General features: G+C 64.5%; 27 protein-coding genes, 1 tRNA gene and 6 pseudogenes. 11 read left to right on the top strand and 23 right to left on the bottom strand.

Going from position 1 to position 23434, the window contains the following annotated elements:
• The first annotated feature begins 28 nt into the window (after positions 1–28).
• Positions 29–415: a large conductance mechanosensitive channel protein MscL gene (gene mscL, locus ACHMWU_RS11550; RefSeq protein ID WP_396043805.1), complete on the top strand. Its 387-nt coding sequence runs from the start codon at positions 29–31 to the stop codon at positions 413–415.
• A 7-nt stretch (positions 416–422) separates the two neighbouring features.
• Here mscL and ACHMWU_RS11545 read toward each other — a convergent pair whose 3' ends face one another.
• The 5 genes from ACHMWU_RS11545 to ACHMWU_RS11525 form a co-directional block, all read right to left on the bottom strand.
• Positions 423–635: a hypothetical protein gene (locus ACHMWU_RS11545; protein ID WP_396043803.1), complete on the bottom strand. Its 213-nt coding sequence runs from the start codon at positions 633–635 to the stop codon at positions 423–425.
• Positions 632–1516 carry an NAD-dependent epimerase/dehydratase family protein gene (locus ACHMWU_RS11540; RefSeq protein ID WP_396043801.1) on the bottom strand — a complete coding sequence of 295 codons (885 nt, stop codon included), beginning with the start codon at positions 1514–1516 and terminating at the stop codon, positions 632–634. Before ACHMWU_RS11540 ends, ACHMWU_RS11545 begins: the two co-directional genes overlap by 4 nt.
• 127 nt (positions 1517–1643) lie before the next feature.
• The gene (locus tag ACHMWU_RS11535) at positions 1644–2387 is read right to left on the bottom strand and encodes an HAD-IIA family hydrolase (RefSeq protein ID WP_396046670.1); all 744 of its coding nucleotides are present in this window, start codon (positions 2385–2387) and stop codon (positions 1644–1646) included.
• A 52-nt stretch (positions 2388–2439) separates the two neighbouring features.
• Positions 2440–2841, bottom strand: a complete 402-nt coding sequence (locus tag ACHMWU_RS11530; protein ID WP_396043799.1) for a hypothetical protein — start codon at positions 2839–2841, stop codon at positions 2440–2442.
• Positions 2765–3382: a hypothetical protein gene (locus ACHMWU_RS11525; protein ID WP_396043797.1), complete on the bottom strand. Its 618-nt coding sequence runs from the start codon at positions 3380–3382 to the stop codon at positions 2765–2767. The genes ACHMWU_RS11530 and ACHMWU_RS11525 overlap by 77 nt, the downstream gene beginning before the upstream one ends.
• Positions 3383–3476: 94 nt before the next feature.
• Here ACHMWU_RS11525 and ACHMWU_RS11520 point away from each other — a divergent pair.
• Positions 3477–3549, top strand: a tRNA-Arg gene (locus tag ACHMWU_RS11520).
• A 137-nt stretch (positions 3550–3686) separates the two neighbouring features.
• On the opposite strand, the gene ACHMWU_RS11515 is transcribed toward ACHMWU_RS11520, so the two are convergent.
• From ACHMWU_RS11515 to ACHMWU_RS11505, 3 genes are all read right to left on the bottom strand, one after another.
• Positions 3687–4403, bottom strand: a complete 717-nt coding sequence (locus ACHMWU_RS11515; protein ID WP_396046668.1) for a FadR/GntR family transcriptional regulator — start codon at positions 4401–4403, stop codon at positions 3687–3689.
• Between the two features lie 138 nt (positions 4404–4541).
• Positions 4542–5186: an AMP-binding protein gene (locus ACHMWU_RS11510; RefSeq protein ID WP_396046666.1), complete on the bottom strand. Its 645-nt coding sequence runs from the start codon at positions 5184–5186 to the stop codon at positions 4542–4544.
• Positions 5183–6196, bottom strand: a complete 1014-nt coding sequence (locus ACHMWU_RS11505; RefSeq protein ID WP_396043795.1) for an AMP-binding protein — start codon at positions 6194–6196, stop codon at positions 5183–5185. The genes ACHMWU_RS11510 and ACHMWU_RS11505 overlap by 4 nt, the downstream gene beginning before the upstream one ends.
• Positions 6197–6350: 154 nt before the next feature.
• Here ACHMWU_RS11505 and ACHMWU_RS11500 point away from each other — a divergent pair, with 154 nt between their 5' ends.
• From ACHMWU_RS11500 to ACHMWU_RS11480, 5 genes are read left to right on the top strand one after another with little or no spacing between them, the layout of a single operon-like run.
• Positions 6351–7148, top strand: coding sequence for an enoyl-CoA hydratase/isomerase family protein (locus ACHMWU_RS11500; RefSeq protein WP_396043793.1), 798 nt, complete (start codon positions 6351–6353; stop codon positions 7146–7148).
• The gene (locus ACHMWU_RS11495) at positions 7033–7305 is read left to right on the top strand and encodes a nuclear transport factor 2 family protein (protein ID WP_396043791.1); all 273 of its coding nucleotides are present in this window, start codon (positions 7033–7035) and stop codon (positions 7303–7305) included. Before ACHMWU_RS11500 ends, ACHMWU_RS11495 begins: the two co-directional genes overlap by 116 nt.
• Positions 7302–7538 (top strand): hypothetical protein, encoded by a 237-nt coding sequence (locus ACHMWU_RS11490; protein WP_396043789.1) that lies wholly within the window; start codon positions 7302–7304, stop codon positions 7536–7538. Before ACHMWU_RS11495 ends, ACHMWU_RS11490 begins: the two co-directional genes overlap by 4 nt.
• Positions 7539–7569: 31 nt before the next feature.
• A complete protein-coding gene (locus tag ACHMWU_RS11485; RefSeq protein ID WP_396043787.1) occupies positions 7570–8181 on the top strand; it encodes a hypothetical protein in 612 nt (203 codons plus the stop codon).
• Positions 8182–8206: 25 nt separating this feature from the next.
• Positions 8207–8722 carry a hypothetical protein gene (locus tag ACHMWU_RS11480; RefSeq protein ID WP_396043785.1) on the top strand — a complete coding sequence of 172 codons (516 nt, stop codon included), beginning with the start codon at positions 8207–8209 and terminating at the stop codon, positions 8720–8722.
• 112 nt (positions 8723–8834) lie between these two features.
• Here ACHMWU_RS11480 and ACHMWU_RS11475 read toward each other — a convergent pair whose 3' ends face one another.
• The 8 genes and pseudogenes from ACHMWU_RS11475 to ACHMWU_RS11440 form a co-directional block, all read right to left on the bottom strand.
• On the bottom strand, positions 8835–9626 hold the full coding sequence (locus tag ACHMWU_RS11475) for an LLM class flavin-dependent oxidoreductase (protein WP_396043783.1): 792 nt from the start codon (positions 9624–9626) through the stop codon (positions 8835–8837).
• 132 nt (positions 9627–9758) lie between these two features.
• Positions 9759–9929 (bottom strand): FCD domain-containing protein, encoded by a 171-nt coding sequence (locus ACHMWU_RS11470; protein ID WP_396043781.1) that lies wholly within the window; start codon positions 9927–9929, stop codon positions 9759–9761.
• Positions 9911–10173: pseudogene (locus ACHMWU_RS11465) on the bottom strand (FCD domain-containing protein). Before ACHMWU_RS11465 ends, ACHMWU_RS11470 begins: the two are co-directional and overlap by 19 nt.
• Before the next feature lie 71 nt (positions 10174–10244).
• A pseudogene (locus tag ACHMWU_RS11460) lies at positions 10245–10484 on the bottom strand (GntR family transcriptional regulator); the annotation flags it as partial.
• 9 nt (positions 10485–10493) lie between these two features.
• On the bottom strand, positions 10494–11555 hold the full coding sequence (locus tag ACHMWU_RS11455; protein ID WP_396043779.1) for a hypothetical protein: 1062 nt from the start codon (positions 11553–11555) through the stop codon (positions 10494–10496).
• Positions 11552–12370 carry a hypothetical protein gene (locus tag ACHMWU_RS11450; RefSeq protein WP_396043777.1) on the bottom strand — a complete coding sequence of 273 codons (819 nt, stop codon included), beginning with the start codon at positions 12368–12370 and terminating at the stop codon, positions 11552–11554. Before ACHMWU_RS11450 ends, ACHMWU_RS11455 begins: the two co-directional genes overlap by 4 nt.
• A gap of 33 nt (positions 12371–12403) precedes the next feature.
• A pseudogene (locus ACHMWU_RS11445) lies at positions 12404–13202 on the bottom strand (CoA transferase).
• Positions 13159–13584, bottom strand: coding sequence for a CoA transferase (locus ACHMWU_RS11440; RefSeq protein WP_396043775.1), 426 nt, complete (start codon positions 13582–13584; stop codon positions 13159–13161). The pseudogene ACHMWU_RS11445 and the gene ACHMWU_RS11440 overlap by 44 nt, the downstream one beginning before the upstream one ends.
• A 332-nt stretch (positions 13585–13916) precedes the next feature.
• Here ACHMWU_RS11440 and ACHMWU_RS11435 point away from each other — a divergent pair, with 332 nt between their 5' ends.
• Both ACHMWU_RS11435 and trxB read left to right on the top strand, forming a co-directional pair.
• On the top strand, positions 13917–14534 hold the full coding sequence (locus ACHMWU_RS11435) for a sugar phosphate isomerase/epimerase family protein (RefSeq protein WP_396043774.1): 618 nt from the start codon (positions 13917–13919) through the stop codon (positions 14532–14534).
• 25 nt (positions 14535–14559) lie between these two features.
• Positions 14560–15526, top strand: a pseudogene (gene trxB / locus ACHMWU_RS11430) (thioredoxin-disulfide reductase).
• A 56-nt stretch (positions 15527–15582) separates the two neighbouring features.
• Here the strand turns inward: trxB and ACHMWU_RS11425 are convergent.
• The 5 genes and pseudogenes from ACHMWU_RS11425 to ACHMWU_RS11405 form a co-directional block, all read right to left on the bottom strand.
• A pseudogene (locus tag ACHMWU_RS11425) lies at positions 15583–16343 on the bottom strand (SDR family NAD(P)-dependent oxidoreductase).
• Between the two features lie 162 nt (positions 16344–16505).
• Positions 16506–17510 carry an ABC transporter permease gene (locus ACHMWU_RS11420; RefSeq protein WP_396043772.1) on the bottom strand — a complete coding sequence of 335 codons (1005 nt, stop codon included), beginning with the start codon at positions 17508–17510 and terminating at the stop codon, positions 16506–16508.
• On the bottom strand, positions 17491–18159 hold the full coding sequence (locus ACHMWU_RS11415) for an ATP-binding cassette domain-containing protein (protein ID WP_396046664.1): 669 nt from the start codon (positions 18157–18159) through the stop codon (positions 17491–17493). Before ACHMWU_RS11415 ends, ACHMWU_RS11420 begins: the two co-directional genes overlap by 20 nt.
• Before the next feature lie 37 nt (positions 18160–18196).
• The gene (locus tag ACHMWU_RS11410) at positions 18197–19060 is read right to left on the bottom strand and encodes an ATP-binding cassette domain-containing protein (protein WP_396043770.1); all 864 of its coding nucleotides are present in this window, start codon (positions 19058–19060) and stop codon (positions 18197–18199) included.
• 4 nt (positions 19061–19064) lie between these two features.
• On the bottom strand, positions 19065–20324 hold the full coding sequence (locus ACHMWU_RS11405) for a sugar ABC transporter substrate-binding protein (protein WP_396043768.1): 1260 nt from the start codon (positions 20322–20324) through the stop codon (positions 19065–19067).
• 313 nt (positions 20325–20637) lie between these two features.
• Between ACHMWU_RS11405 and ACHMWU_RS11400 the strand changes: the two are divergent.
• Together ACHMWU_RS11400 and ACHMWU_RS11395 are read left to right on the top strand one after the other, a co-directional pair.
• A pseudogene (locus ACHMWU_RS11400) lies at positions 20638–20868 on the top strand (helix-turn-helix domain-containing protein); the annotation flags it as partial.
• Between the two features lie 99 nt (positions 20869–20967).
• Entirely contained in the window at positions 20968–21597 is a 630-nt protein-coding gene (locus tag ACHMWU_RS11395; protein WP_396046988.1) for a hypothetical protein, read from the top strand.
• 78 nt (positions 21598–21675) lie between these two features.
• Here ACHMWU_RS11395 and ACHMWU_RS11390 read toward each other — a convergent pair whose 3' ends face one another.
• Entirely contained in the window at positions 21676–21867 is a 192-nt protein-coding gene (locus tag ACHMWU_RS11390) for a hypothetical protein (protein WP_396043766.1), read from the bottom strand.
• 22 nt (positions 21868–21889) lie between these two features.
• Positions 21890–23428, bottom strand: coding sequence for a flavin-containing monooxygenase (locus ACHMWU_RS11385; RefSeq protein ID WP_396043764.1), 1539 nt, complete (start codon positions 23426–23428; stop codon positions 21890–21892).
• Between the last annotated feature and the right edge of the window lie 6 nt (positions 23429–23434).

Genomic DNA, 23434 nt, shown 5'->3' with positions numbered 1-23434 from the left:
ACCAGCTTCTAGACCCCCAGGGGGATGCATGCTCAAGGGATTCAAGGACTTCCTGCTCCGCGGCAACATCGTCGACCTCGCGGTCGCAGTCGTCATCGGCACAGCGTTCACGGCGCTCGTCGCCTCGTTCACCAAGTCGTTCATCGAGCCCCTGCTGGGTGTCGTCGGTGGCGGTGGCGAGTTCGGCATGAGCTTCACGATCAACGACCAGGTCTTCACGATCGGCGCCTTCATCACGGCGTGCATCACGTTCGTGATCACTGCTGCGGTCGTCTACTTCGCGATCGTGACGCCCATGAAGAAGCTGAACGGCTCGCGCGACCGGGGCAAGGAGCCCGAGCCGGAGGGCGTCTCGGAGGACATCGCCCTGCTGCGCGAGATCCGCGACCAGCTGGTCAACCGTCCGCAGATCTGACGCCGGCTCAGCCGTGGTGAGGCGGGACGTCGCGGAGGTACTCCTCGTCGCGTGACGTTCCGCCTCTGCCATTCCCATACGGCTCGTTCCAGCCCTCGTCGGTCTCATCTGTCGTCGTGGACGGCATCAGGTCGCCGAGCAGCTCGGCCGCACGGCGACGGCGTTCGCGCTCTGCCGCTGCAGAGCCAGAAGCTGCCGGGTCAGGCTTCGACGAGGTCATGGAACCATTCTGGCGACAAGGCACGGTGCACCGGGCGCCAGCCCGTCTGATCGCTGAACAGCGCGGCTGACCCGCTGCGAACGGGTCAGGATCTCGAGCTTCTCCGCACCGATCCGTTCGATCCAGTGCGGCAGGAAACGGCCTGAGGCACGCCCGGCCGCGATCGCGATCGCGTCGACGTAGTCGCGGCGCCGCACCGGCTCGGCGCCGACGTTGTAGATGCCGCCCGGCGCCGTCAGTGCGTACGCCACAGCAGTGCCGATGTCGTCGGGATGGATCGTGTGCATCCACGACTCGCCCTCGCCGAGGCCGATCGACCGTCCGGCCGCCGCTCGTCGGAAGAGCCAGGCGGTGTTGCGGTCCTTGCCGGTGATGAGACCGAATCGCAGGCTGACGGCGGTGCCGCCGGTCGCCGCGAACGCCCGGACGTTGTCCTCGGCAACCACGACGGGTTCGGTCGCCGTGGTCACGTCGACCAGGCTGCCCTCGTCGATCCAGTCGTCGGCCTGATCGGCGTAGATGAAGCTGAGGCTCTGCTGGACGATGCGCTCGACGCCGGCTTGCCGTGCAGCGTCCACGACGATGCGCGATCCGTGCAGTCGGATGCGGTCGATCGCCTTGAGCGATCCGGGGCGGAGCGCTCCCTTGCCGATCGGGACCTTGGTCGCGAGGTTGGCGACCGCGTCGCAGCCCTTCATCCCGGCGACGAGCGCCGACTTGTCGAACAGGTCGCCGAGCCACGGTTGAGCGCCGGTGGCGGCGATCTGGCTGGCCTGCTCGCGGGTGCGTACGAGCCCGACGACGTCATGTCCCGCGTGGTGCAGCGCTTCGATGGACGATCGGCCCATCACTCCGGCGGCACCCGTGAGGAAAACCTTCACGTTTCTCTCCCTGGTGGGGTCCCCGGGCGAGATCGGCCCGGGCGTCTCGTCCAGGACCTGTGGGCTCTTTCGGAGATTACGAAACGATAACAAACTTCGTCGCAGTTGTGTTACCCGTGGGTAACTTTTATGTCACGAGGGGAACGATGTCCGCGATCGAGGAGAAGATGTCGGTCGGCCTGAACGGGAACCGGTCGACCGCACTGGCTGGCGTCGAGCCTGTCAGCACGAGGAAGGTGCGCAGACCCGCCTCCAGTCCCGACAGGACGTCAGTGTCCATGCGGTCGCCGATCATGACGGTGGTCTCGGAGTGGGCCTCGATCTGGTTGAGCGCGCTGCGCATCATCAACGGATTGGGCTTGCCGACGAAGTAGGGCTCGACACCGGTGGCCTTGGTGATGAGCGCCGCGACAGAACCCGTCGCGGGCAGGGAGCCGGTCGGTGACGGACCGGTCGCATCGGGATTGGTCGCGATGAACCGTGCGCCGTTCTCGATCAGCTGGATCGCCCGGGTGATGGCCTCGAAGGAGTAGGTGCGGGTCTCCCCCAGCACGACGTAGTCGGGCTCGCTGCTCGTCATGATGTAGCCGACGTTGTGCAGCGCAGTCGTCATGCCGGCCTCGCCAATGACGTAGGCGGTGCCTTCTGGGCGCTGCTCGGACAAGAACTTCGCGGTCGCCAGCGCCGACGTCCAGATCGCCGACTCGGGCACGTCGATGCCGGCGGCCCTGAGCCGGGCGCACAGATCACGTGGCGTGAAGATCGAGTTGTTGGTCAGCACGAGGAACTTGCGGTCGGCATCGCGCAGCCGCTTGATGAAGTCGGCGGCTCCGGGGATCGCCTTCTCCTCGTGCACGAGGACGCCGTCCATGTCGGTCAGCCAGGTCTCGATCGGCTTGGTCACTGCTCTAGTGGTCACAACCCTATTGTCCACTGCTCGGATGCTGATCGAAGAATTCCCACATCAGCTTGGTCGCGTTGACCGGGCTGTCCTTGGTGCGCGACGTGCGCCCCGGCGACATCGGACCGCCACCGGGCCAACCGTGCACCCCACCGACGACGGCGTAGATGTCGACCGACGTGCCGGCCTTGCAGTTGGCCCAGGCGAAGTAGTGGACGTCGTCATCGGCCTTCGTCACGGCCTCGGCGGCCGGGCAGCGGTCGTGCATCGCCCAGTTGGCCATCGTGTCGTTGACTGGCGGCAGCGGACCGATCACGGTCTCCGCACCGCCGAACGGGACCGTCGTGTCAGCGGTGCCGTGGAAGTAGATGATCGAGGCGGGCGGGGCCTTGGCACAGCGCTGCTCGAAGTAGGGGCCAGCCACCGCCGCATAGGCCGCGAACTTCGTCGAGGCGTCGCAGGCCAGGGCCAGGGTCAGGGCCGAGCCGTTGGAGAAGCCGGCCGCGTAGACCCGCGACGAGTCGACGCAGCCGTCGCGCTTGATCCCCTTGACGAGGTCGCGGACGAATGCCAGGTCGGAAGCTCGGATCGGTGATCGGCGAGCGGAACTGCCACTCGGCGACCTTGCCGCGACCGAGCGGGACGACCAGGATCGCGTTGCGCTCATCGGCCTGCTTGATCATGTCGGTGGCCTTGAGCACGGTGTCGGGGTCACCGCCGAGGCCGTGGAACATCACCGCTACCGGCGCGCGTTCGGTGGGCTCGTAGCCCTTCGGCACGTACATGACGTACGAGCGCTCGACACCGCCTGAGACGATCGTCCGCTCGGTCTGCCCGGCGGGCAGCGGCCGGGCCGTCGCGCACTGCTGCTTCGAGACGGCCTGTGCCTGGTCGGACGTGCCACACGCGGCAGCTCCGGCGGCAACCATCACGAGGACTGCGCTGCCGAGAAGCAGCCGCCTCACCGCTGAGACTCCGGGCGCAAAACGACGCTCGGAGGGCAGGACATAAGGGTGATCGTATGTGGTCAACCCAAGGACCGATAACCTGACTCCTGAAGCCCTCGTCAGCAGTCGGATAGAGCGACCGCCTCCTAAGCGGTAGGCCACAGGTTCGATTCCTGTCGGGGGCACTTCTTCCCGTTGTACCGAGGAGTCACGTGTGCGACGGCTGCCATGAGGATGTGCGGCCTCCTGGTCGCGAAGGGGCACCGACACCACGACTCGTCGTCCCGCTACCCGACGGGGTCGAGCGCGGTGAGGCGATCGATCAGAGCAAGTCGAGGACCGAGTGCCCAGCAACGCCAGTGGAGAGGACAAACTCTTTGGCCAGCTCGAGGTGGCGTCGCCAGTGCTCAGTGGCACCGTCGACGTCACCGGCACGCAACCGCTCGAGGAGTCGAGCATGAGCCAGATGAGCATCCTCGTAGGCCTTCTTGGTGCTTGGATCATCACTCGTCGCGACCACAGACTCCAGCGTGCTCCTGTCGATGATGGAGCGCAGCATCGATGACAAGACGATCAACGTCTGGTTGCCTGATGCTGCGACCACCGCAGCATCAAAACGGGCGTGCAGCTTGATGCGCTCGGCAATATCAGTGGTGGCGGAGATCTCGTCGAAGATCTCGCTCAGCTTTGCCAGGTCTTCTTCCGACTGACGCTCCGCGGCCATACCCGCACATGACGACTCGAGTGTCGAGCGGGCGTCGTACACGTCGCGCAGTGTCGTACCCCGATACTCCAGCACAAGCCCGGCGTATCGAGCAGCGATCGCACCATCAGGGACCTGCACCCGCGCGCCGCCGTGAGCGCCGCGTCGAATCGTGATGAGCGCCTCTGACTCCAAGACTCGGAATGCTTCGCGCAGCGTGGGGCGCGAGACACCGAACTGCTCCATCAAAGCAGCTTCGGACGGTAGGGCGTCGCCTTCCTTGAGCTCGCCACGGGCGATCTGACGCCGCAGACTCCCCCCGATGAGCTCGGCCATCTTCGGCATGTGCAGACGCTGGCCGACTTGGCGACCCGGCTTCGACACAACCTGTTCATCGGCCACGGTATTGCCCTTCATAGTTTGATCGGTTCAATGAATCATATACGCCCTGTCTCACATTTTTCGAACATCGGACTAGTTGTTCTTCAGCTGTGTGCGCAGGTCCTTCTTCAGAACCTTCATGCTGGCGTTGCGGGGCAGGTCGTCGATCATGATCGCGCGGCGAGGCGCCTTGAAGTTGGAGATGTGCTGCGAGGCCCATTCCAGGAAGACCGCTTCGGTCAGGCCGCTGCCAGAAGACGCCTGCACGAAGGCGACAGGAACCTCGCCGAGGCGCTCGTCTGGGGCTCCGACGATCGCAATGGCATCGACCTGCGGATGCTCGCCCAGGATCCGCTCGACCTCGGCTGGATACACGTTGAACCCACCCACGAAGATGACGTCCTTCTTACGATCAGTGATCTTGACGAACCCCCGGTCGTCCATGACTCCGATGTCGCCGGTTCGCAGCCAGCCGTCCGGCGTGATGGTCTCGGCCGTCTTCTCCGGCTCCTGCCAGTAGGCCTGCATGACGTTGTATCCGCGGACGAACAGCTCGCCGGGGGTACCTCGAGGCACCTCGACGTCATCGTCGTCGACCACGATGACCTCCGTGCCCCACGACGGCCTGCCCACGGTCGACGTGATGTCGTCGAACGAGTCGACGAACGGGAATGTCGTGGTGGTGAGGGAGGTGCACTCGGTCATTCCGTAAGCGCTGTGAGTGACCTCGGCATTCAGCCGTCGCGCATCCGAGCGATCAGCTCTGGGGCACGGCGGCAGCAGAGGCCATGGTGACTCGCAATCGAGCTCAGGTCGTACGCGTCACGATCGGGTGCGTCCAAGATGCCCTGGAACAGTGTGGGCGGGCCCTCCAAGATCGAGATCTTCTGCTCGTCGATGACCTTCAGGACCTTCGGCACCGAGAACACCGGCTCGGGAAGGATCGTGACCCCGTGCACGATGCACGCCATCCAGCCGGACTTGTAACCGAACGTGTGGAAGAACGGCGGGATGATCAGATAGCGATCACCGGCTCGGAAGTCCATGACCTTGGACAACCATCCGTGGGCCCGCAACGACTGACCATGAGTCAGCATCACCCCCTTGGGATGCCCCGTGGTTCCGGACGTGAACATGATGTCTGACACCGTGTCAGACCCCACCGCATCGATCGAGGCCGTCGCCTCGTCGCGACTAACCACCTGACCCGCCGAGATGAAGTCGTCCCATGCCACCTCGCCTTCACGCGCGACACCGTTGACGATCACGACTCGGCCCGGCCGCAGCACGGCCAGGTCCGGGTCGGCCTCGCGCAGCATCTGGACGTAGTCGGTGCCCAAGAATCCGTTGGCGACCACCAACGCAGTCGCACCGCTCTTGTTGAGCACATAGGCGGCCTCTTCACCCTTGAACCGGGTGTTCAGGGGCACCAACACACCGCCCGCGCCCTGGATGCCCAAGGCAGCCAAGATCCACTGCGCACAGTTGGGGGCCCACACCGCAACCCTGTCGCCTGGCCTGATGCCCATCGCGATCATGCCCCGCACCGCATCGAGCATCGCGTCTTCGAGCTCGGCAAATGTCAGTCGCACTCCGTCGTCAACAATCGCTTCGAAGTCAGGAAAGCTCTGGGCCGCAACCCGCGCCGCGTGGGGAATGCTCACCAACAGCTCGTCGTAGCGGACCCTCAGCTCGTCAGGGACGTAGTCCCACAGATCCTGCGTGCCGTTCGATTCTGCACCCACCATGACTCCTCGTTGTGACAACACCACCGACGTCCTACCTAGACAGCAATCATCTAACCAATTAAACTAGAACGCAAGACCTCCGTGCATCTGATTCGGTGCCCCTGATCCAAGGACGTGAGTCATCGAGACCGATCACGACGAGCCCGTCCTCGTCGTGATCGACCGAGGCGCCAGCCGAGTCTTGCGTATCAACCGGCCACTCGCCCTGAATGCCATCTCCAGCCAGGTCGGACAGGCATTGTCGGATGCGTTCGCCGCTGCCGACCACGACCCGACAGTGCGCGCGATCGTGGTCACCGGAACCGGGACGCGTGCCTTCAGCGCCGGGGCAGACCTCAAGGAGATGGCCGCCGGCGGACAGGTCGCAGAGCAGAGCGCGCAGATCGTGTCCGACATGCTCCGACATCGCCCGAACCTTCCCGTCATCGCCGCAGTCAACGGTCTCGCCTACGGTGGGGGCTTCGAGCTGGTCCTCGCGTGCGATCTCGCCGTGTGCAGCACCCACGCCGAGTTCGCTCTGCCCGAGGTCTCGCGAGGCATCGTGGCCGGCGGAGGCGGACTGGTCCGGCTACCTCACCTGGTGGGTCCGCGGCGAGCGATGTCCCTCGCACTCACCGGAGAACCTATCGACGCCGACCAGGCTCTCCAGTGGGGAGTCGTCAACGAGGTAGTGCCTCCGGCCCAGGTCCTTGATGCAGCGCTTCGGCTCGCTGCAACGGTTGCACAACATCCGCGCGCGACCACCGAGGCCAGCAAGCTGGCAATACGAGACGCAGCGCGTGCGACCCCACCTTTCCCCGCCGACAGCACGATGACCACGACCAAGGAGTGTTCCGATGACCGAGGAAAAGCTGAACAGACTGCTGGAGAGGGTGCAGACCCTCGAGGACCGACTCGAGATCTATCAGTTACTGGCAACGTACGGTCCAGCGGTCGACAGCGTCCAGGCTGATGCCGTCACCAGCATGTGGGCCCCCGACGGAACATACGAGCCGAGTGGGATCGAGCCCTTCCGTGGCAGCGAGGCAGTCGGACGCCTCGTCCACGAGGAGCCGCACCGAAGCTATGTCTCTGCCGGATGCGCACACGTCATCAGCCTCCCCACGTGACCATCGACAAGGACTCGGCCGTCGCAACCGGTCATTCCCGCGTCTACCTCCACACCGACGCGGGGTGGAAGATCGAGCGCGTCAGCGCCGACCGCTGGGAGCTTGAGCGTGGCCCGGACGGCTGGGTTGTCCGACGGCGGTTGAACCAGCAGCCACCGGCGGCGACGCCGGTCGCGAACTGCTTGCTGCAGGACTGCGCCAGTGAGTCCGGTGCCCCTCAGACCATTCTCTGACCATTCCACTCGGAAGGACACCGACCCCCTCATGGGAACCAGCCTGCTCTTTCAACCGCTCACGATCCGAGACATCGAGATTCCGAATCGAATCATGGTCTCACCCATGTGCATGTACGCCGCTGAGGACGGACTGGCCAATGCCTACCACCTCGTGCACCTCGGCCGGTTCGCGCTGGGCGGGGCCGGCATCGTGATGGCGGAGGCGACGGCAGTCGAAGAGCGCGGCCGCATCTCCAACGGAGACCTCGGACTGTGGGCGGACGAGCAGGGCGCCGCACTGGCACCCGTCGCGCAATTCATCAAGGATCACGGTTCCGTGCCGGGCATCCAACTGGGTCACGCGGGCCGCAAGGCCGCGATCCAGGCCCCGTGGCACGGCAACGGTCCCCTCACGGCGTCTGACGCCGAGCGCGGAGACTCGCCGTGGCCCGTGATCGGTCCGATGCCGGCAGCAGCCGGACCGGGGTGGCAGACCCCAGCGCAGATGACGACGGACGACATCCGCACGACGATCCGCGCCTGGCAGAGCGCAGCGCGACGAGCCTCAGATGCGGGCTTTGAGGTCATCGATCTGCACGGCGCTCACGGCTACCTGCTGCACAGCTTCCTGTCCCCCCTTTTCCAACGAGCGCACCGATGAGTACGGGGGCGACTTCGACGGCCGGATGCGCTATGCACTCGAGGTGGTCACGGCAATTCGAGAAGTGATCCCCGATCAGTGCGCCTTGTTCTACCGGCTCTCGGCGGTCGACGGCCTCGATGGAGGCCTGACGATCGAGGACACGATCGAGTTCTCCCGGCGCCTGTTCGAGCTCGGGGTCGACGTCATTGACACTTCTTCAGGAGGAGTCACGGCTGATCGCCGCGAAGACACCCGGGTGCGCCGCGGATTCGCGTTCCACGCCCCCTACTCGTCGCAGATCAGGCAGGCTACCCAGGGGCTCGTGGGGACGGTCGGCCTGATCACGGATGCCCGACAGGCCGAGGCAGTCCTGCGCGCCGGCGACGCCGATATCGTAGCCGTCGGGCGCGGCTGCTCAGCAATCCGAACTGGTCGCACCACGCTCAGGCAACCCTTGAGGGCGAGGACTTCGGCGGTTGGCACAAGGAAGCAGGCTGGTGGCTGGACAAGAGGCGATCTGTGCTCGCTCACCTTGCTGCTGCTGGTGAGACACCCATGACGCGCTACTCCCAGGACTGACTTCCTGACCTCCTGAGCCCAGGTCTCAGGAGGTCAGGTCTCAGGAGAGCTGCGCGGGCAGTCCCTGCAACCTGGACCAGTCACGGACCACATCATCGGCAGCATCGCCTACGACCTCGAGCGCCACGTGGTCTGCACCGGCGTCGAGATGCTCCCGCACCCTCGCAGCGACATCGTCGAGGCCGCCCACAGCCACCAGATCGTGCACCACTCCGGGCGCTGCGGCGAGCACGTCGGTTTCGGTGTGGCCATGCTTGACGAGGTTGGCGCAGTAGTTCTTGCAGCTGCAGCGGGGTGACCACCGCGTCGCGGGCACGCTCCAGTGCCGCATCTCCTCGACCCAGCACAATCTTGAGCGAGACGGCCAAGAATGCATCCTCCCCCAGTGACTCGCGAGCGACGCGCGTGTGCGCCACCGGAGCCAGATACGAGATGGCTCCGGCAGACGTGCTCGCGGCAGTCTTGAGCATGCGCGGACCCAACGCGGCGAGCACGCGGCGCGATGCGAAGTGGGCAGCGTGGTCGCGGTGCGCGCGGTCGACACCGGCGGCGTAGTCCGCCAACGTCTCGGCGGGCCGCCCATACTCGACCTTGCTTCGAGCGGTCACTCCCCGGTGGCCGACTCCCAGTCCCAGCAGGAATCGGTCACCCGAGACGTCTGTGAGGAACTGCTGAGCCTTCGCCGCGGCCCACGGCTCGCGATACCACATGTTCGCGATGCCAGTGGCGACGTTCATGCGCTGCGTGTGCGCAAGCAGATGGTGGGCGAGGGTGAACGCCTCGCGACCATCACGCGCCTCAGCAATCCATACCGTCTCCCAGCCCTGCGACTCGAGATCGCCCAGGACGCCAGGAATGTCAGCGACCGGCGCGTCGGCGAACAAGGACGTCCACAGACCAACAGTCGACAGCCGATTTCGCAGAACCGCTCGGGACGAATCAGTGCGTAGACCGGTCATGGGAATCCTCTTTCGACTGCGTACGAAACCTTTCAATCGACTATACAAGTTAAACAATTAAGTCGACAGGTGGTCAGCTCCAGACACCTCAGCCTCGAACAGCGAATCGATGATGAACTGCAGAACGGCCCGGACGTGTCGGCGTGCGGTTGCCTCCGCCGCGTCGGCATCGGAACGTGCGATCGCGTCGAGGATCGCGCGATGGTCGCTCAACACTCCTGGCCCCATCGCGCCGGGAAGCTTACTGCCATCGATCTCATCAGCACGACGATCTGATCATGCAACCGTCCCAGGTCAGTGCTCAGCCGCGGATTGCGCGCCGAGGCAATGACCAGACGATGGAACTGCTCATCGAGCCAACGTGTCGATCGACTGCGCCGTCGGCGATTGCCTGGGCATGCCGCTCGAGCACCGTCGCCAGCTCCGTCTGGACCTCCGACGAGATCCGAGCCGCAGCCTGACGAGCGGCCATGCCCTCAAGTGCCTCGCGGACCTCGAACAGGTGGACCAGATCATCCCGTCCCCCCCGAAGACGACCGCCCCTTGCCTGGGGCGCAGCTCGGCCAGCCCCAGGCGCTCGAGAGCGTAGATCGCATCGCGCACCGGCGTACGGCTGACGCCGAGCTGACGCGCGAGCTCGGGCACGCTGAGATGCGACCCGGCGGCGAGTGTCCCGTCAAGGATCGCCGCGCGCAGTCGCGACTCGACGCGAGCGGCCAGCGACTCGGAGCCGTCGATCGGAGAAAGCTCGGGCACGGGCGCCCCGCCCGTCGAAACAGTCATGACCGAATCCTACGAGAGAGGCTCGATCGATCGAGTAGTCGTCAGCGTCGCACCCCAGCTGTGGATGATCGTGGCGTGGAGGGAACCCAGCCCGCCTGCAACCGTCACCAGAGCCTGGCCCGGCTCCTGCAGAAGGTGAACCCTCCCCTCGCGGATACGTCCTAGTGCTTCCATCGGGGCGTGGTAGCGCTTGGGCCAGTCGTCGATCGGAGTGCTGGCGTGCGACCACAGCTGCTGCTGCACCTCTTCGATGTCGGGAACTTCACGCGCAATGACCTCAGCCCACGTCGGGTTGATGACGACCAGCGCCTCGGAGTAGGCCGAACTCGTCAAGAATCCATTGGCCCCAGGCACGGCCATCGACCGGCCGATGATCGACAAGAGCTCAGTGCCGGTCTCGGCCAGGACGTCACAGACATTCATCGTTCCCATTGCGCCGAAGACCGTGACGGCGCTACCCGAGTGCCCCCGACGTTCGGCGAGAGAAGCCCAGGGGGAGCGCTCCTCCCACTCACCGAACACGATGCCAGCGACCCGGCCGGGCTGACCGAAGACGCTCTGGGATGTCACGCCGATCTGTTGCCCAGCGACATTGCGCATGACCAGCCGCAATGCCCGACCGATCGCCGGCGCCGGTCCGGCCACTCCACCGAGGCAGCCTGTTTCGCACGGCACGTCTAGATGGCGACGCACGGGTCCGTTGACCAGGAGCAGCGGCACGACAGATCCCGTCGTCGCATTGAGCGAGTGGAGCTCGAAGTCGGGTTCACTCATGGCACGCAAGGCCGCCACCAACAGCGGCATCGACTCCGCCGGTGCACCAGCCATGACGGCGTTGATCGCCAGCTTCTCCATCGTGCACGCCGCACCGGACGGCGGCAGCTGGTCGACGACGATGTCAGAAGGCGCCGCGTGGACGGCATCGAGGAAGCGCGTCACCCGGTCGGCTGTCGGCGGCACCAAGGGCAGGCCGTCGCCCCATCCTGCGATCGTGGCGAACTGCTGAAAATCTGAAGGATCAGCCGCCACGTCGTGGACGGGGCTGGACAGGACGGTCGACTCGAGGTTCATACGGTGGCTCCCAGTGTGGTGAGAAGTGCAGGAAAGTACTCGACGGCGATGTCGCGGACTTCACTGTCTGGACGGTTCTGCAACGGGAACGGCAGCACCTGCGCTCGCAGACCGGGGCGCTGATAGTGACCCGCGAGCGTCCCGGCGAGTGCTGCGAACTGATCAGTCACGACTGCCGTGGTCGGCATGCCCGTCCTGGCGGCCTCCGCCGCGTCCTTGATGGTCCAGGAGGTGCATGACCCGCAGTTGCCGAGTCCGACGATGGCAACATCGGCCTCGGACACCAGGCGCGCATACTCGCGGTCGGCTGCTGCGGCATCAGCCCCTGCCAGCCCCTGGGTCCGTCGAAAGGAGGTGACCTTGACGCCCGCCTCAGTCAGCATTCGTTCCCACTCCTGCGAGACGATGTCCCACGAAGTCCACAGCGCGTCGACCCGAAAGAACACCGTCTTCCCGGCGAGACTACCCGCATCAGGACCGGCGTCGAGGTCGATGGAGGCCACCGCAGCCGTGGGGTCGAGGACCAGGATCCGCTCGCTGTCTCCTGGCATCGCACCGCCCCCACGGGGATCACGGAGCACCAGGCGATACTTCGTCACGCCCTGCTGGACGAGGCTCGAGGCAAGCACCTCGCGCAGACGCGCTGGCGGGAGCATGCACTCGGCGCAATTGGCATCGACAAGCTCCAGGGCGAGCTCGACTGTTCCGATGCTGTCGTCGATTGCAATGACGCTGAGATCAGCTCCGTCTCCTTGGACGAGCCCCCTCAACGTCTCGATCGCGCTCCGCACATCGGTCACTTCTGTCACCGTCATCTTCTTTTCCCTTCTTGTGGCGTCGTCGGGTCGTCACGCCGTCGGCGTGTCAAGTCGTGAACTCGCGATGATCCCGTCATCGGCCAGGCGCTTGATCTCGACATCCTCAAGACCAAGCCAGCCGCTCAGGACGGTCCGCGTGGCGTTGCCCAGATGGGGGCAACCGTCCGGCTCCCACGTCTTCTGGTGCGGGAACCTGGGCGCCGGGGCCGCGACGAGTCGCTCGCCCGCTTCGATGCTGTGTACCCTCCGGATCGCCTGGCGCGCCTGGACGTGCGGATCTGCCACCAGTGTTTGAGCATCGTGAACAGGCACCACAGGTAGGCGCAGCGCCGTGAGCTTTTCGATGACCTCGTGGCGCTCGACACCTGCAATCCACGTAGCGACTGCTGTGTCATAGTCGCCGTCAACCGACTCTGCCGCTGGCCCCCCAACAAGGCCGACCAACTGCGCCAGGTGACGCGGCGTGCTACAGCTGATGGCAACCCAGGTGTCATCAGCACAGCGATACGTGTTGCGAACCGGCGACCCGGCCAGTCGCCCGTCAAGCCTCGTGGGTGGCGCATCGCCGGGGGCCCACTGCGCCAGCGCTGGACCCGTGAGGTGAAGCAGGGCGTCGACCGGGTTGACGTCGACGCTGACCACCGCCCCCGTTGGCCTTCTGCTGGCAGGCTGCGAGCACCCCGAAGGCACCGACGTACCCGGTCATCGCATCACCTACCGGCACCGAGGCCAAGGTGGGCTTGCCATCGGGGCGCCCGGTCAGGTGAGTCAGACCGGCAAATGCCTCACCGAGCGTGCCTGAGCCCGGAAGCTTCCGCGTTCGGGCCATCGAGGCCGAAGCTCGTCACGCACACCAGCACCAGATTCGGATTGATCGCCGACAATCTCTCCCAGGTCAGTCCGCGCTTCTCCAACATAGGAGGAAGCAGGTTGACGATGATGACGTCGACATGGGCGGCCAGCGAACGCAGGACGTCACACCCTGCCTCAGACCGCAGGTCGAGCGTCATCGACTGCTTGCCGCGAGCCAGGATCGGCCACAGAGGGCTTCCGGAGACTCGATAGGGATCTCCGCCTGGGGGCTCGATCTTGATGACGTCCGCGCCATGGTCGGCCAGTACGGTCGAGATGAACGGGCCCGCATAGAGGGAGGCAGCGTCGATCACGCGGAGACCCTTGAGCGGTCCATGCACGCTTGCGCCAGAGGTCATGTGTAGTGCTCCTTGAAGTATCCAGCGAGCCGATGCCCGCCGATCTTTATATTACATGTAATGTGAAGATCGTCTAGAAAGCCTCGGAAGGGACCTGCCATGAAGCTGCACCCTCGACTGTCGATCAACCTGGTCGCCTTCACCTCCACCCCGACTGCTGCCTACGGCCCAGGCTTCGCGACGACACTCGAGCAGGATCTGGACTTCGTGGTCGAGACCGGCTTCGGCTCGTTCGGGATGATGGCCGATCATCTTGAGACCCACGGCTGGGATCGCGCCGTTCAGCTACGGAACGCCACGAAGCAAGCCTTGCCTACCTGGTGCAAGCCAATATGTTCACGCTCGACACACCCAACCGCTGGGCCGAGGAACGTAGCAGCCTGAGCCGGACCGTCGAGGCTGCGGCTGCGATGGGTTCGCACCTTGTCTACGGCACAGCCGGTCCGGCGGGCCAGCTGACGTTCGAGGCCGCAACCGAGGCTCTCGCCGAAGCGTCCGCGCCCGTGCTCGAGCACGGGCGCACCCTCGGGGTCGACATCCTCATCGAGACCACGAATCAGCTACGGCAAGAGCTGAACTTCGTCTACAACCTGCGCGACCTCAAGACCGTCTCGGACTCAACCGGGATTGGCATCTGCGCCGACATGTTCCACTGCTGGCGTGAGGCCCGGCTTGACCAGATCATCACGGAGATCGCACCCGCGACTCGCATGGTTCAGCTGTCCGACTGGACCCCCGGCATCACTTCGATGCCAGACCGTGTGGTGCCCGGCGACGGCCAGGTCCCGTTCGCCCGTATCCTCGACCAGTTCGAACGCTCTGGTTTCACCGGCATCTACGACATCGAGCTGCTGGGTCCACGTCTCAACGCTGAGGGCCTCGGCGCATTCAGACGAGCCGGCGAGCACCTCACTGAAATCCTCACATCTCTCGAAGCAACGACGCCCTGACCACCAAGTCACGACAGGAAGACGCATGACGCGCAACCTCATCATCATCGGATCGGGCCCGTCGGGCTACACGTCCGCGATCTATGCAGCCCGGGCCAACCTGGAGCCTCTCGTCTTCGAAGGCGCCGTCACTGCCGGTGGCGCGCTGATGAACACGACCGACGTCGAGAACTTCCCCGGTTACCCCGACGGCATCATGGGCCCCGACCTGATGGACAAGCTGCGGGCACAGGCTGAGCGCTTCGGCGCCGAGCTCGTCACCGACGACGTCACCGAGGTCGACCTGACCGGCGACATCAAGGTCGTCACGGCCAGCGACGGCACGGTTCACCGCGCCAAGGCAGTCGTCCTGGCGATGGGCTCGGGCTACCGCAAGCTGGGCGTCGAGGGCGAGGATCGGCTGTCCGGTCACGGCGTGAGCTGGTGCGCGACCTGCGACGGCTTCTTCTTCCGTGAGCAGAACATCCTCGTGGTGGGCGGCGGCGACTCCGCCCTCGAGGAGGCGACGTTCCTGACCCGCTTCGCGAGCAAGGTGACGCTCGTGCACCGTCGCGATCAGCTGCGCGGCTCCAAGATCATGCAGGACCGCGCGCTGGCGAACGAGAAGATCGACATCGCGTGGAACAGCGAGATCGCCGAGATCATCGGTGACGACAAGCTCGAGGCGGTGACGCTGCGTGACACGGTCACCGGCGAGACCCGTCGTCTCGACGCGACCGGCCTGTTCATCGCGATCGGCCACGATCCTCGCTCCGAGCTTGCTGACCGGCCAGGTCGACCTCGATGACGAGGGCTACGTCCTGGTCAAGCCGGGCTCCACTGCCACCAACCTCACCGGCGTCTTCGCTGCCGGCGACCTCGTCGACCACACCTACCGGCAGGCGATCACCGCTGCCGGCACCGGCTGCGCGGCAGCTCTCGACGCCGAGCGCTACCTGGCCGACATCGAGGCCGCGGGCGAACCGGCACCAGCCGCCGCACTGGTCGACTAGCTGGATGTCCAGGGACGTTGTTCCGCTCGAGTGGGCGCCGTTTCCATCCAGTCTGCTCAGGCCTCCGCCGCAGTCACGTCCTTGAAGTTCTCGCTCTCCTCCTGAGCGTTCAAGCTGTCCATCGTGGCACGCCCGGCCGCGAGTACCTGCCCACCGTCGACAGCCAGTGCCTGACCGGTGATGTAGCGAGCAGCATCGCTGGCGAGGAAGACCATGGCCGCCGCCAAGTCGGACGGCTCACCCATGTATCCCAGCGGGATCTGGTCGGTGAACGGCTTGAGGACCTCAGGATTCTCGGCCAGGAAGTAGTTGAGCCGCGTGTTGATGAGCCCTGGCACGATCGCGTTGACGCGGATGTTGTCACGTCCAGCGTGCACCGCCAAGGCTTGGCCCACTGGATCACACCGGCTTTGGCCAGGCTGTAGGCAAACGTCTGCGGTGCGTAGATCTGCGACATCGTCGACGACGTGATCATGATCGAGCCGCCCCCGACCTTGCGCATCTCTGGCAGCGCAGCCCGCGCGATCATGAGGTTGGTGCGCAGGTTGCCAGTCAAGGTGGCATCCATCTCGTCGGGGTCGAGACGCTCGGGACCCCCGTAGGTGACAAGAGCTCCGTTGAGGGCGAGGACGTCAAGTCGGCCGAACTCCCGGATTGCCTCGTCGATCAGCGGTTTGGCCTGGGTGGCGTCCGCCAGGTCTAGCACGAAGGGACGGGTGGCGTCGCGGCCGATCTCCTCGTTGAGACGGCGTGAGGCGCCGGCGGGATCATCGCTCGTCACACCGGTGATCACTACCGAGGCGCCCTGACGGGCCATCTCCAGGGCCGTGGCGTAGCCGATACCACTACTTGATCCGGTAACGACGGCCACCTTGCCGTCGAGTCTGAACAAGGACACTTCGATCTCCTCTGCTGAGTTGTGCGACCACCCAATCTGCACAGTGAGTGCCGATGGACCGCTGATTGCGTAGACGCTCCGTCAGACGGATCGCTGTCGAGCACGCAGGTCCGTGATGACGGCGAACAGCACCACCGCACCCTTGACGATCTGCTCAGTGGCCCCACTTGCATTGATCCCCACGATGACGTTGTCGAGCACCCCGAAGATGAGCAGTCCGATAGCCGTCCTCCACACCGCTCCGTCGCCGCCGTAGAGAGATGTGCCGCCCACAACCACGATGGCGATGACGTCCAGCAGGAGTGGCGCCGAGTTGGTCAGCTGGGTCGACTGCATGCTGCCCAGCCGAGCCACGAAGATCACGCCGGCCAGACCGGCGCACATGCCGACGATGACGTACGCGCTGACTCGGAGACGCTCGACACGCAGTCCGGCGAGCCGTGCCGAGTGCTCACTGCCGCCGACCGTCATGAGGCGACGGCCGAACGCCGTCGACCCGAGCACGATCTGACCGATCACGAACACCACGACAAGGAGCACGATCGGCACCGGAACACCCAGCAGCGAACCGGTTCCGATATCTCGCGGACTCGGTGTGGTCAATGAGAGCAGATCCGTGCCGAGCCAGCTCAGCACGATACCGGAGAAGATCGACGAGGTCGCGAGCGTGGCGATGAAGGAGTTCACGCCGATCTTGGCCACGATGATGCCATTGATGATGCCGGTGACAGCTCCCGCTGCAACGGCCGCGACCAGCGCGAGCCCCCATCCCATCTCGTCGGCGGTGCTGGCATAGACCGCACCGCCCAGGACGAACACTGGCACAATCGACAGATCGAAGGCAGCGGTGACCATCAGCATCGTGACGCCGACCGCGATGATCCCGAGCCCGGCGTTCTGCACAAGAATGATCTTGAAGTTCTCCCACTCCAAGAAGTGCTCGTACGTGAAGGCCGCGATGACCACCAACACTGCCAGGACAAGAAGCATCGCGTTCTTGTAGAGCAGTGTGATGACGGCGTCGCGACGGGTCGTCCCGGCCGACGCCGATTCTTCCGAGATGGGTTCAGATGTGAGAAGTGACATGTTGCTTCCTAAGCTGTGGTCGGCGAGATGCCGAATGAAAGATTGAGGATCTGGTCGACAGTGATCGGTCCGTTCGCGCGATCGAGCCTCCGGCGGTGCGTCCTTCTTGCAGCACCACCACCCGGGAACAGAGCTCGGTGACCTCCTCCATCTCGCTGGAGGCAAGGATTACTCCGACTCCGCGTTCACATCGGTCCAGCAGCTTCTCGGCAATCACTGCCTTGGCACCGATGTCGATCCCGCGCGTCGGCTCGTCGGCGAGCAGAACTCGGACAGGCGCGTAGTCCCACCGAGCAAACAGGAGCTTTTGCTGATTGCCGCCGGACAGGTTGCCAGCACGGCTGGACAGTCTCGAGACATCGAAATCGGCGTTCTTGGCCGCATCGACCGTCGTGGCGAACAACTTGTTGGTAGTCAGAATGCCGTTGCGGGTCGCGCGTCCCAGGTCACCGATCGCGATGTTGAGCCCACTGGAGCTGTCTAGCACCAGGCCCTCGGTCTTCCGGTTCTCAGGGATCATCGCTATCCCCATGCGCAGGGCCATGTACGGCGAGGTCGGCCACTTGACCGGCTTTCCGTCAATCCACATGTCGCCCGATGTCCGCCGGCCAGACCCACCAAGGCTCGAAGGACCGTGGTACGTCCCGATCCCACCAGCCCCCCGAGGCCGAGCAGGTCACCCTCCATCAGACAAAAAAGAGATGTCCTCGACCGCGCCAGCAACGGTCAGTCCTTCGACCCGTAGCAAGCTCCTTGGACCGGGGCACTCGGTGCGGTGTCACATGATCCTTGAGCGCGACCTCCCCGGGCTCGAGTCCCGAAGGACCGAGCATGGCGGTCACCAGCTGCTGCTTGTCTCGCACACATGCTGTCGCCGGTAGTGCCACCTTTCCGTCGCGAAACACCGTGATGTCGTCCGCGATCTCAAGGACGTCCTCCAGGTTGTGACTGACCAGCACCATCGTCGTGCCCCGGATCCGCAGTTCCTTCATGATGCGAAACAACGACTGCGCCTCGGTCAACGAGAGTGCTGCCGTCGGTTCATCGAGCAAGATCACGCGAGCATCGGCCCGTAGCGCTCGCATGATCTCCAGCATCTGCTGATCAGCGACAGACAACCGTCCGGCGGGGATGTCGGGCGGGATAGACACTCCGAGTCGTTCATTGAGGTCACGCAGCGTCCGGCGCATTCGACGCTCCGACAAGATGCCGAACCGAGATACCTCGGAGCCGAGATACAGGTTGGCCTGCGTCGAGAGCGTCGGGACGATCGTCAGCTCTTGGTAGATCGACGTTATTCCGAGCCGGATGCCGTCTCGGGGCGAGTCGAGCTCCACTTCCTCACCGAAGACCTCAATCGAGCCCTCCGTCGGCCTCTGCCTTCCGGCCATCAGACCCAGGCACGTTGATTTGCCCGCACCATTTTGACCCACCAGGGCGTGCACCGTCCCTTGACGGATCACCACGTCGACGGCGTCCAGAGCACGGACGAGCCCATATTCCTTGCTGAGTCCTCTGCACGTGATCGCGCTACTGTCCACCGTCGACATGGGACTACCGCGCCGTCGCGTTGTCGATAGAGTTCGGAACGTAGTCGCCACTCTTGGCGATTTCCGGCGTCACGTAGGTGAAGAACGGCGGCTCCTTGTCCGAGTAGGACTCCAGAGCGTGCCCATCATTGGCGATCACGCGTGGGACGGGGTTTCCAGCCACAGCCTCGTGGAACATCAGCATCGCGGTCTGAGCCGCGGTGCCGTTGTAGTACGGGTGAGTACCCGCGACCCGGCCGTCCTTCAGCATGTCGACCAACAGTGCGTTTCCGCCGGAGACGTACACCTTGACCTTGCCGGTCAGCCCAGCAGCCTTCACGGCCTCGACCGCGCCGGCACCCATCTCGTCGGAGATGACAGAGATGAACTGAGCGTCCTTGTTGTCCTTCAGGTACTGCTCGGTGACGATCTGACCACCGGCAGCGTCCGGGGACGGCGTCTCGACCCGTGTCACCTGTGCATCCGGGTACTTCTTCAACGCCTCGTCGAGAGCCTTGTTCCACCCAGCCGTGCAGATGCAGGTCGATTGCGGGATCACCACGGACAGCCCCTTGCCCTGCGGAGTCTCTGACAGGATCTGTTCCTGGAATGCCTGCCAGGTCACGGCGGAGGTAGATCCACCCACTGCCCCCAGCATGCCCGGAATGTACGAGTCCTGGACCGGCTCGAGATCCTTGCCGCAAATGGGGTTCTCGTACGAGATCACGAGGACTCCGGCTGCTGGCGCCTGCTTGGTGAAGGCATCACAAGCTCCGGCGCCGTCGACCGGGTTGACCAAGATCGCGTCGTACTTCTTGGTGCTGATCGCCGTCTGGATCTGATCGGCCTGCTTGCCGGCATCGAAGGAGGCATCCACCAGATCGACGGTCCAGCCATAGGCTTCTCCCTGAGCCTTCGCCCAGGCATACCCGGTCTGGAAGTAGGGAGTCGCTCCACCACTGACGAACATCCCCACCTTGAGCTTCTTGCCCTTGTCGACTGCAATCTCTTGGCCGCCGCCGACGTCGATGGTGACCTTGTCCCCGTCGACAGTCGGCTCGGTGAGCCCGGACCCGGTGATCAGGCCGGCGAACTCACCCTCGTCGGAGACGCCCAGCGTCTCTGATGCCGAGGTTGCTGTGCCGTCGTTCGCTGTCACGTCACCATCGCTGGTGTCATCCGCACATGCCGACAGCAGCATGGATGCGACTGCCACGAGGGCGATCCCGCCGGTCATCAGCGATCGGGGACGTCGCGGGGTGTGCTGAGAAAAACTTCGCTTCATGGAAAGGTCCTTTTCTTCGGGGGGCCACCCGGAGTCGGGCGAGACGAGCGCAACAGGACACGCAGGGGGGCAGAGGGGCAGAGGCTCAGCGAGTCCGCCGGCGCCGTCGCTGGGTCGCAGCTTACGAGCACGTCGGCCGTTCTTTGTCGCCTACCTTGCCTTGCGAAATCGACAGAATCAGTTTGATTATTCGATTAGTCTGTCGATATTTCGATTAAGTATGTGAGCCGCGCCACACCCTGTCAAGCACTTTCGTTGGCGAATCAGCACACTCGGGCCTGCCGAGCGCTGAGCCCCGACATCCTGCAATACGGTGGGTCGGTCGGGCTCGAACCCCGAACCTGTCGACCGAACAAGGTGGTGCTCCGCGGTGGCTCAACCGTCCAATCCGACACGTCGAGTTGTCGACGTCCTGAACTTCCTCGCTCGCGAGCCGGGCAGGAGCTATTCACTCACCGAGCTCGACCGCGAGCTGACCATCAGCAAGGCCACCCTGCACGCAGTGGTCGGCGCTCTGCTCGATGCGGGCTACCTCGTGCGCGACTCCGACCGGCGTCGCGTCAAGCTCGGTCCGCGGTTGATTCCCCTCGGGCGAGCGTCCCTGGGGCGTCGAGCAGACCTCGTCGATGCACTCCGGCCGGCCATGCGAAGCCTGGCCGCCGAATACGGAACACATTGCCTGGTCAGCGCGGCCATGGGCGACTGGATCGTCGTGCTGTCCGCCGTTGGAAACCCCACTCGCATTCGCACGACGTTCCGAGAAGGCCAGCGCGGGTCACCGCTGACACCCCCGATGGGGTCGCTGTTCGTCGCATGGCGGGACCAAGCCGAGATCGACCATTGGATCACGCAGGCGCACACAGCCGTCGACCCCATCGAGACGGCGATTCACCTGAGCGCGTTGGAAGACATCCGATCACACGGGTTCGCAGTCGCGCAGCGGCTCGACGCCAAACGTCAGCTGGAACTTGCTCTGACCGAGTTCGCGAGCAACACCGTCGGGGTGCAGGAACCCCGAGAAGCTATCAACGCCCTCTTGCAGCAGATGCGGAACACGACATACCTTGTCGTCGATCACGGCGACGACACCTTGCACCAGGTCGACTGGATCGGCGTGCCATTGTTCGACCGCAGCCATCAGGTGGAGCTGGCATTGGTGATGACGAACTTCCCCGACGACCTGTCGGGGGCGCAGATCAAGCAGGTGGCCGATCGCCTCCAAGCCGCCGCCAACGCGGTGCGCCCACAGCCGCCAGCGACCAAGGCCGACTGAGCCGGGCTGAACAGCCCAGAAAGGGCAAGCCTGTGGGGTGGCCAGGCAAGCCCGACCACCCCACACGCCCCTGTGTGGTCAGACCTCCGAGTCGAGCATCACGCCGTCGGCCGCCGTCGCGGCAGAGGCCTCCTTGGGACGCATGACCATGCTGATCTCCATGGTCTGCAGCACTCTCGTGGCGCGGAAGTGCTCAACTGCTCGCGAAGCGTAGGGCGTGGCTCGCCACACAGCCGCGGCGCCGACACCCAGCAGGATGATTTTCTTCATTGTGATCGTGATCCCTTCTTGGTCAGGAGACGTGCTTGCGAAAGGGCGGCGGCGGCGCCTGTTGCGGCTTGTTGGGGCTGCTCTCGCCGACCCGGAAATTGAACTTCCACAGGGGTTTGCGCAACAGCTTCGTCAAGATTCCGTAGTAGATGACTCCGTCGCCCCACTGCGTCGCAATCCTCCCCGAAGCGCTTCGGTAGTAGTTGTTCTCGAAGTGGAACGTGGTGCCCTCGAGTCGCTCCTGCAGCCAGCGATCGTAGACCTGCATCGCCAAGGGACGGATCTCGACCGACGACGCGCCGCGCTTCCAGGCGTTCCGGATGGCAGACAGCACGTACTTCACCTGCAGCTCGAGGCTGGTCAGAATCGTCCCGCCATTGGTATTGGGTCCGTACAGCATGAAGAAGTTGGGCACGTCCTCGACCATCATTCCAAGGAATGCCGTTTCGTCGCCGTCCCAGATCTCGTGGATCGTGCGACCGTCACGGCCGACAACCTCGAATGTCGTCAGGAAGTCGGCCTTGAAGCCGGTCGACATGACCAGCGCGTCGACTTCGTACGGCTTGCCGTTGACGTCGATCACGCCGTTCTTGGTCACAGATTCCACAGCGCTGGGCACCAAGGTCACATTGGGACGAAGCAACGACGGGTAGAACTCATCGGAGATGATGGGCCGTTTTCCGTTGAAGACATAGTTCGGAGTCACCGCCTCGATCAGATCGGGCCGACCCTCGAGCGAGCGGTCGATGAAGTCCTTGGCGACCTTGCGCAGACCCTCATTCTCCTTGGTGCCTGGCCGATAGACCGCACCATTGATCTGAGCCCGCTCTCGCTGTATCAGCATCGAGGTACGGAACACCCGCTGCGCAACCCGCGAGTCAAGCGCCTTGCGCTCGACCTCGGTGTACGGTCGGGCCAGCTTCGGCACGACCCACCCCGGCTCACGCTGGAACATGATGACCTCTGACGCCATCTCCGACAGCGCGGGCACAACCTGGACCGCGGTGGACCCGGAGCCCACCACGGCGATGCGCTTGTTGGTCGGGTCGAAGGAATGGTCCCACTGCGCGGTGTGGAACTTCGGGCCTTCGAAGTCATCGAGACCTGGCCATGTCGGCAGTCTGGGATCGCCGAGCAGACCTACGGCGCTGATCACGTAGTTGGCGCGCATGATCTCCTCGCCTCCAGACCAGATCGCCCACTCCTGTCGCTGTTCATCCCAGACGACTTGGTCGACAGAAACACCGAAACGCATGTGCTCAGCAAGGCCGAACCGTTCGATCACCGCGCACTGATATTCCTGCAGCTCGGCCTGTCGCACGTGAGTTCGCGTCCACTTCCATGGCATGAACGAGTACGAGTAGAGCACCGAAGGGGTGTCCACCTCGGCGCCCGGGTAGGAGTTGTGCCACCACGTGCCTCCAGGCCCCTCGGCGCGCTCGAGCACGGTGAAGCGGTCGAAGCCGGCCTCTTTCAACTGGACCGCCGCCCCAATGCCGCCGAATCCGCCGCCAATGACTGCGACCGATGGGCGGGGCTTCGGAGTCTTGAGATACGACATGAGCGA

The organism is Aeromicrobium sp. UC242_57, from assembly GCF_044452305.1.
Lineage (GTDB): Bacteria > Actinomycetota > Actinomycetes > Propionibacteriales > Nocardioidaceae > Aeromicrobium.
This window is presented reverse-complemented; position numbering and strand designations above follow the sequence as displayed.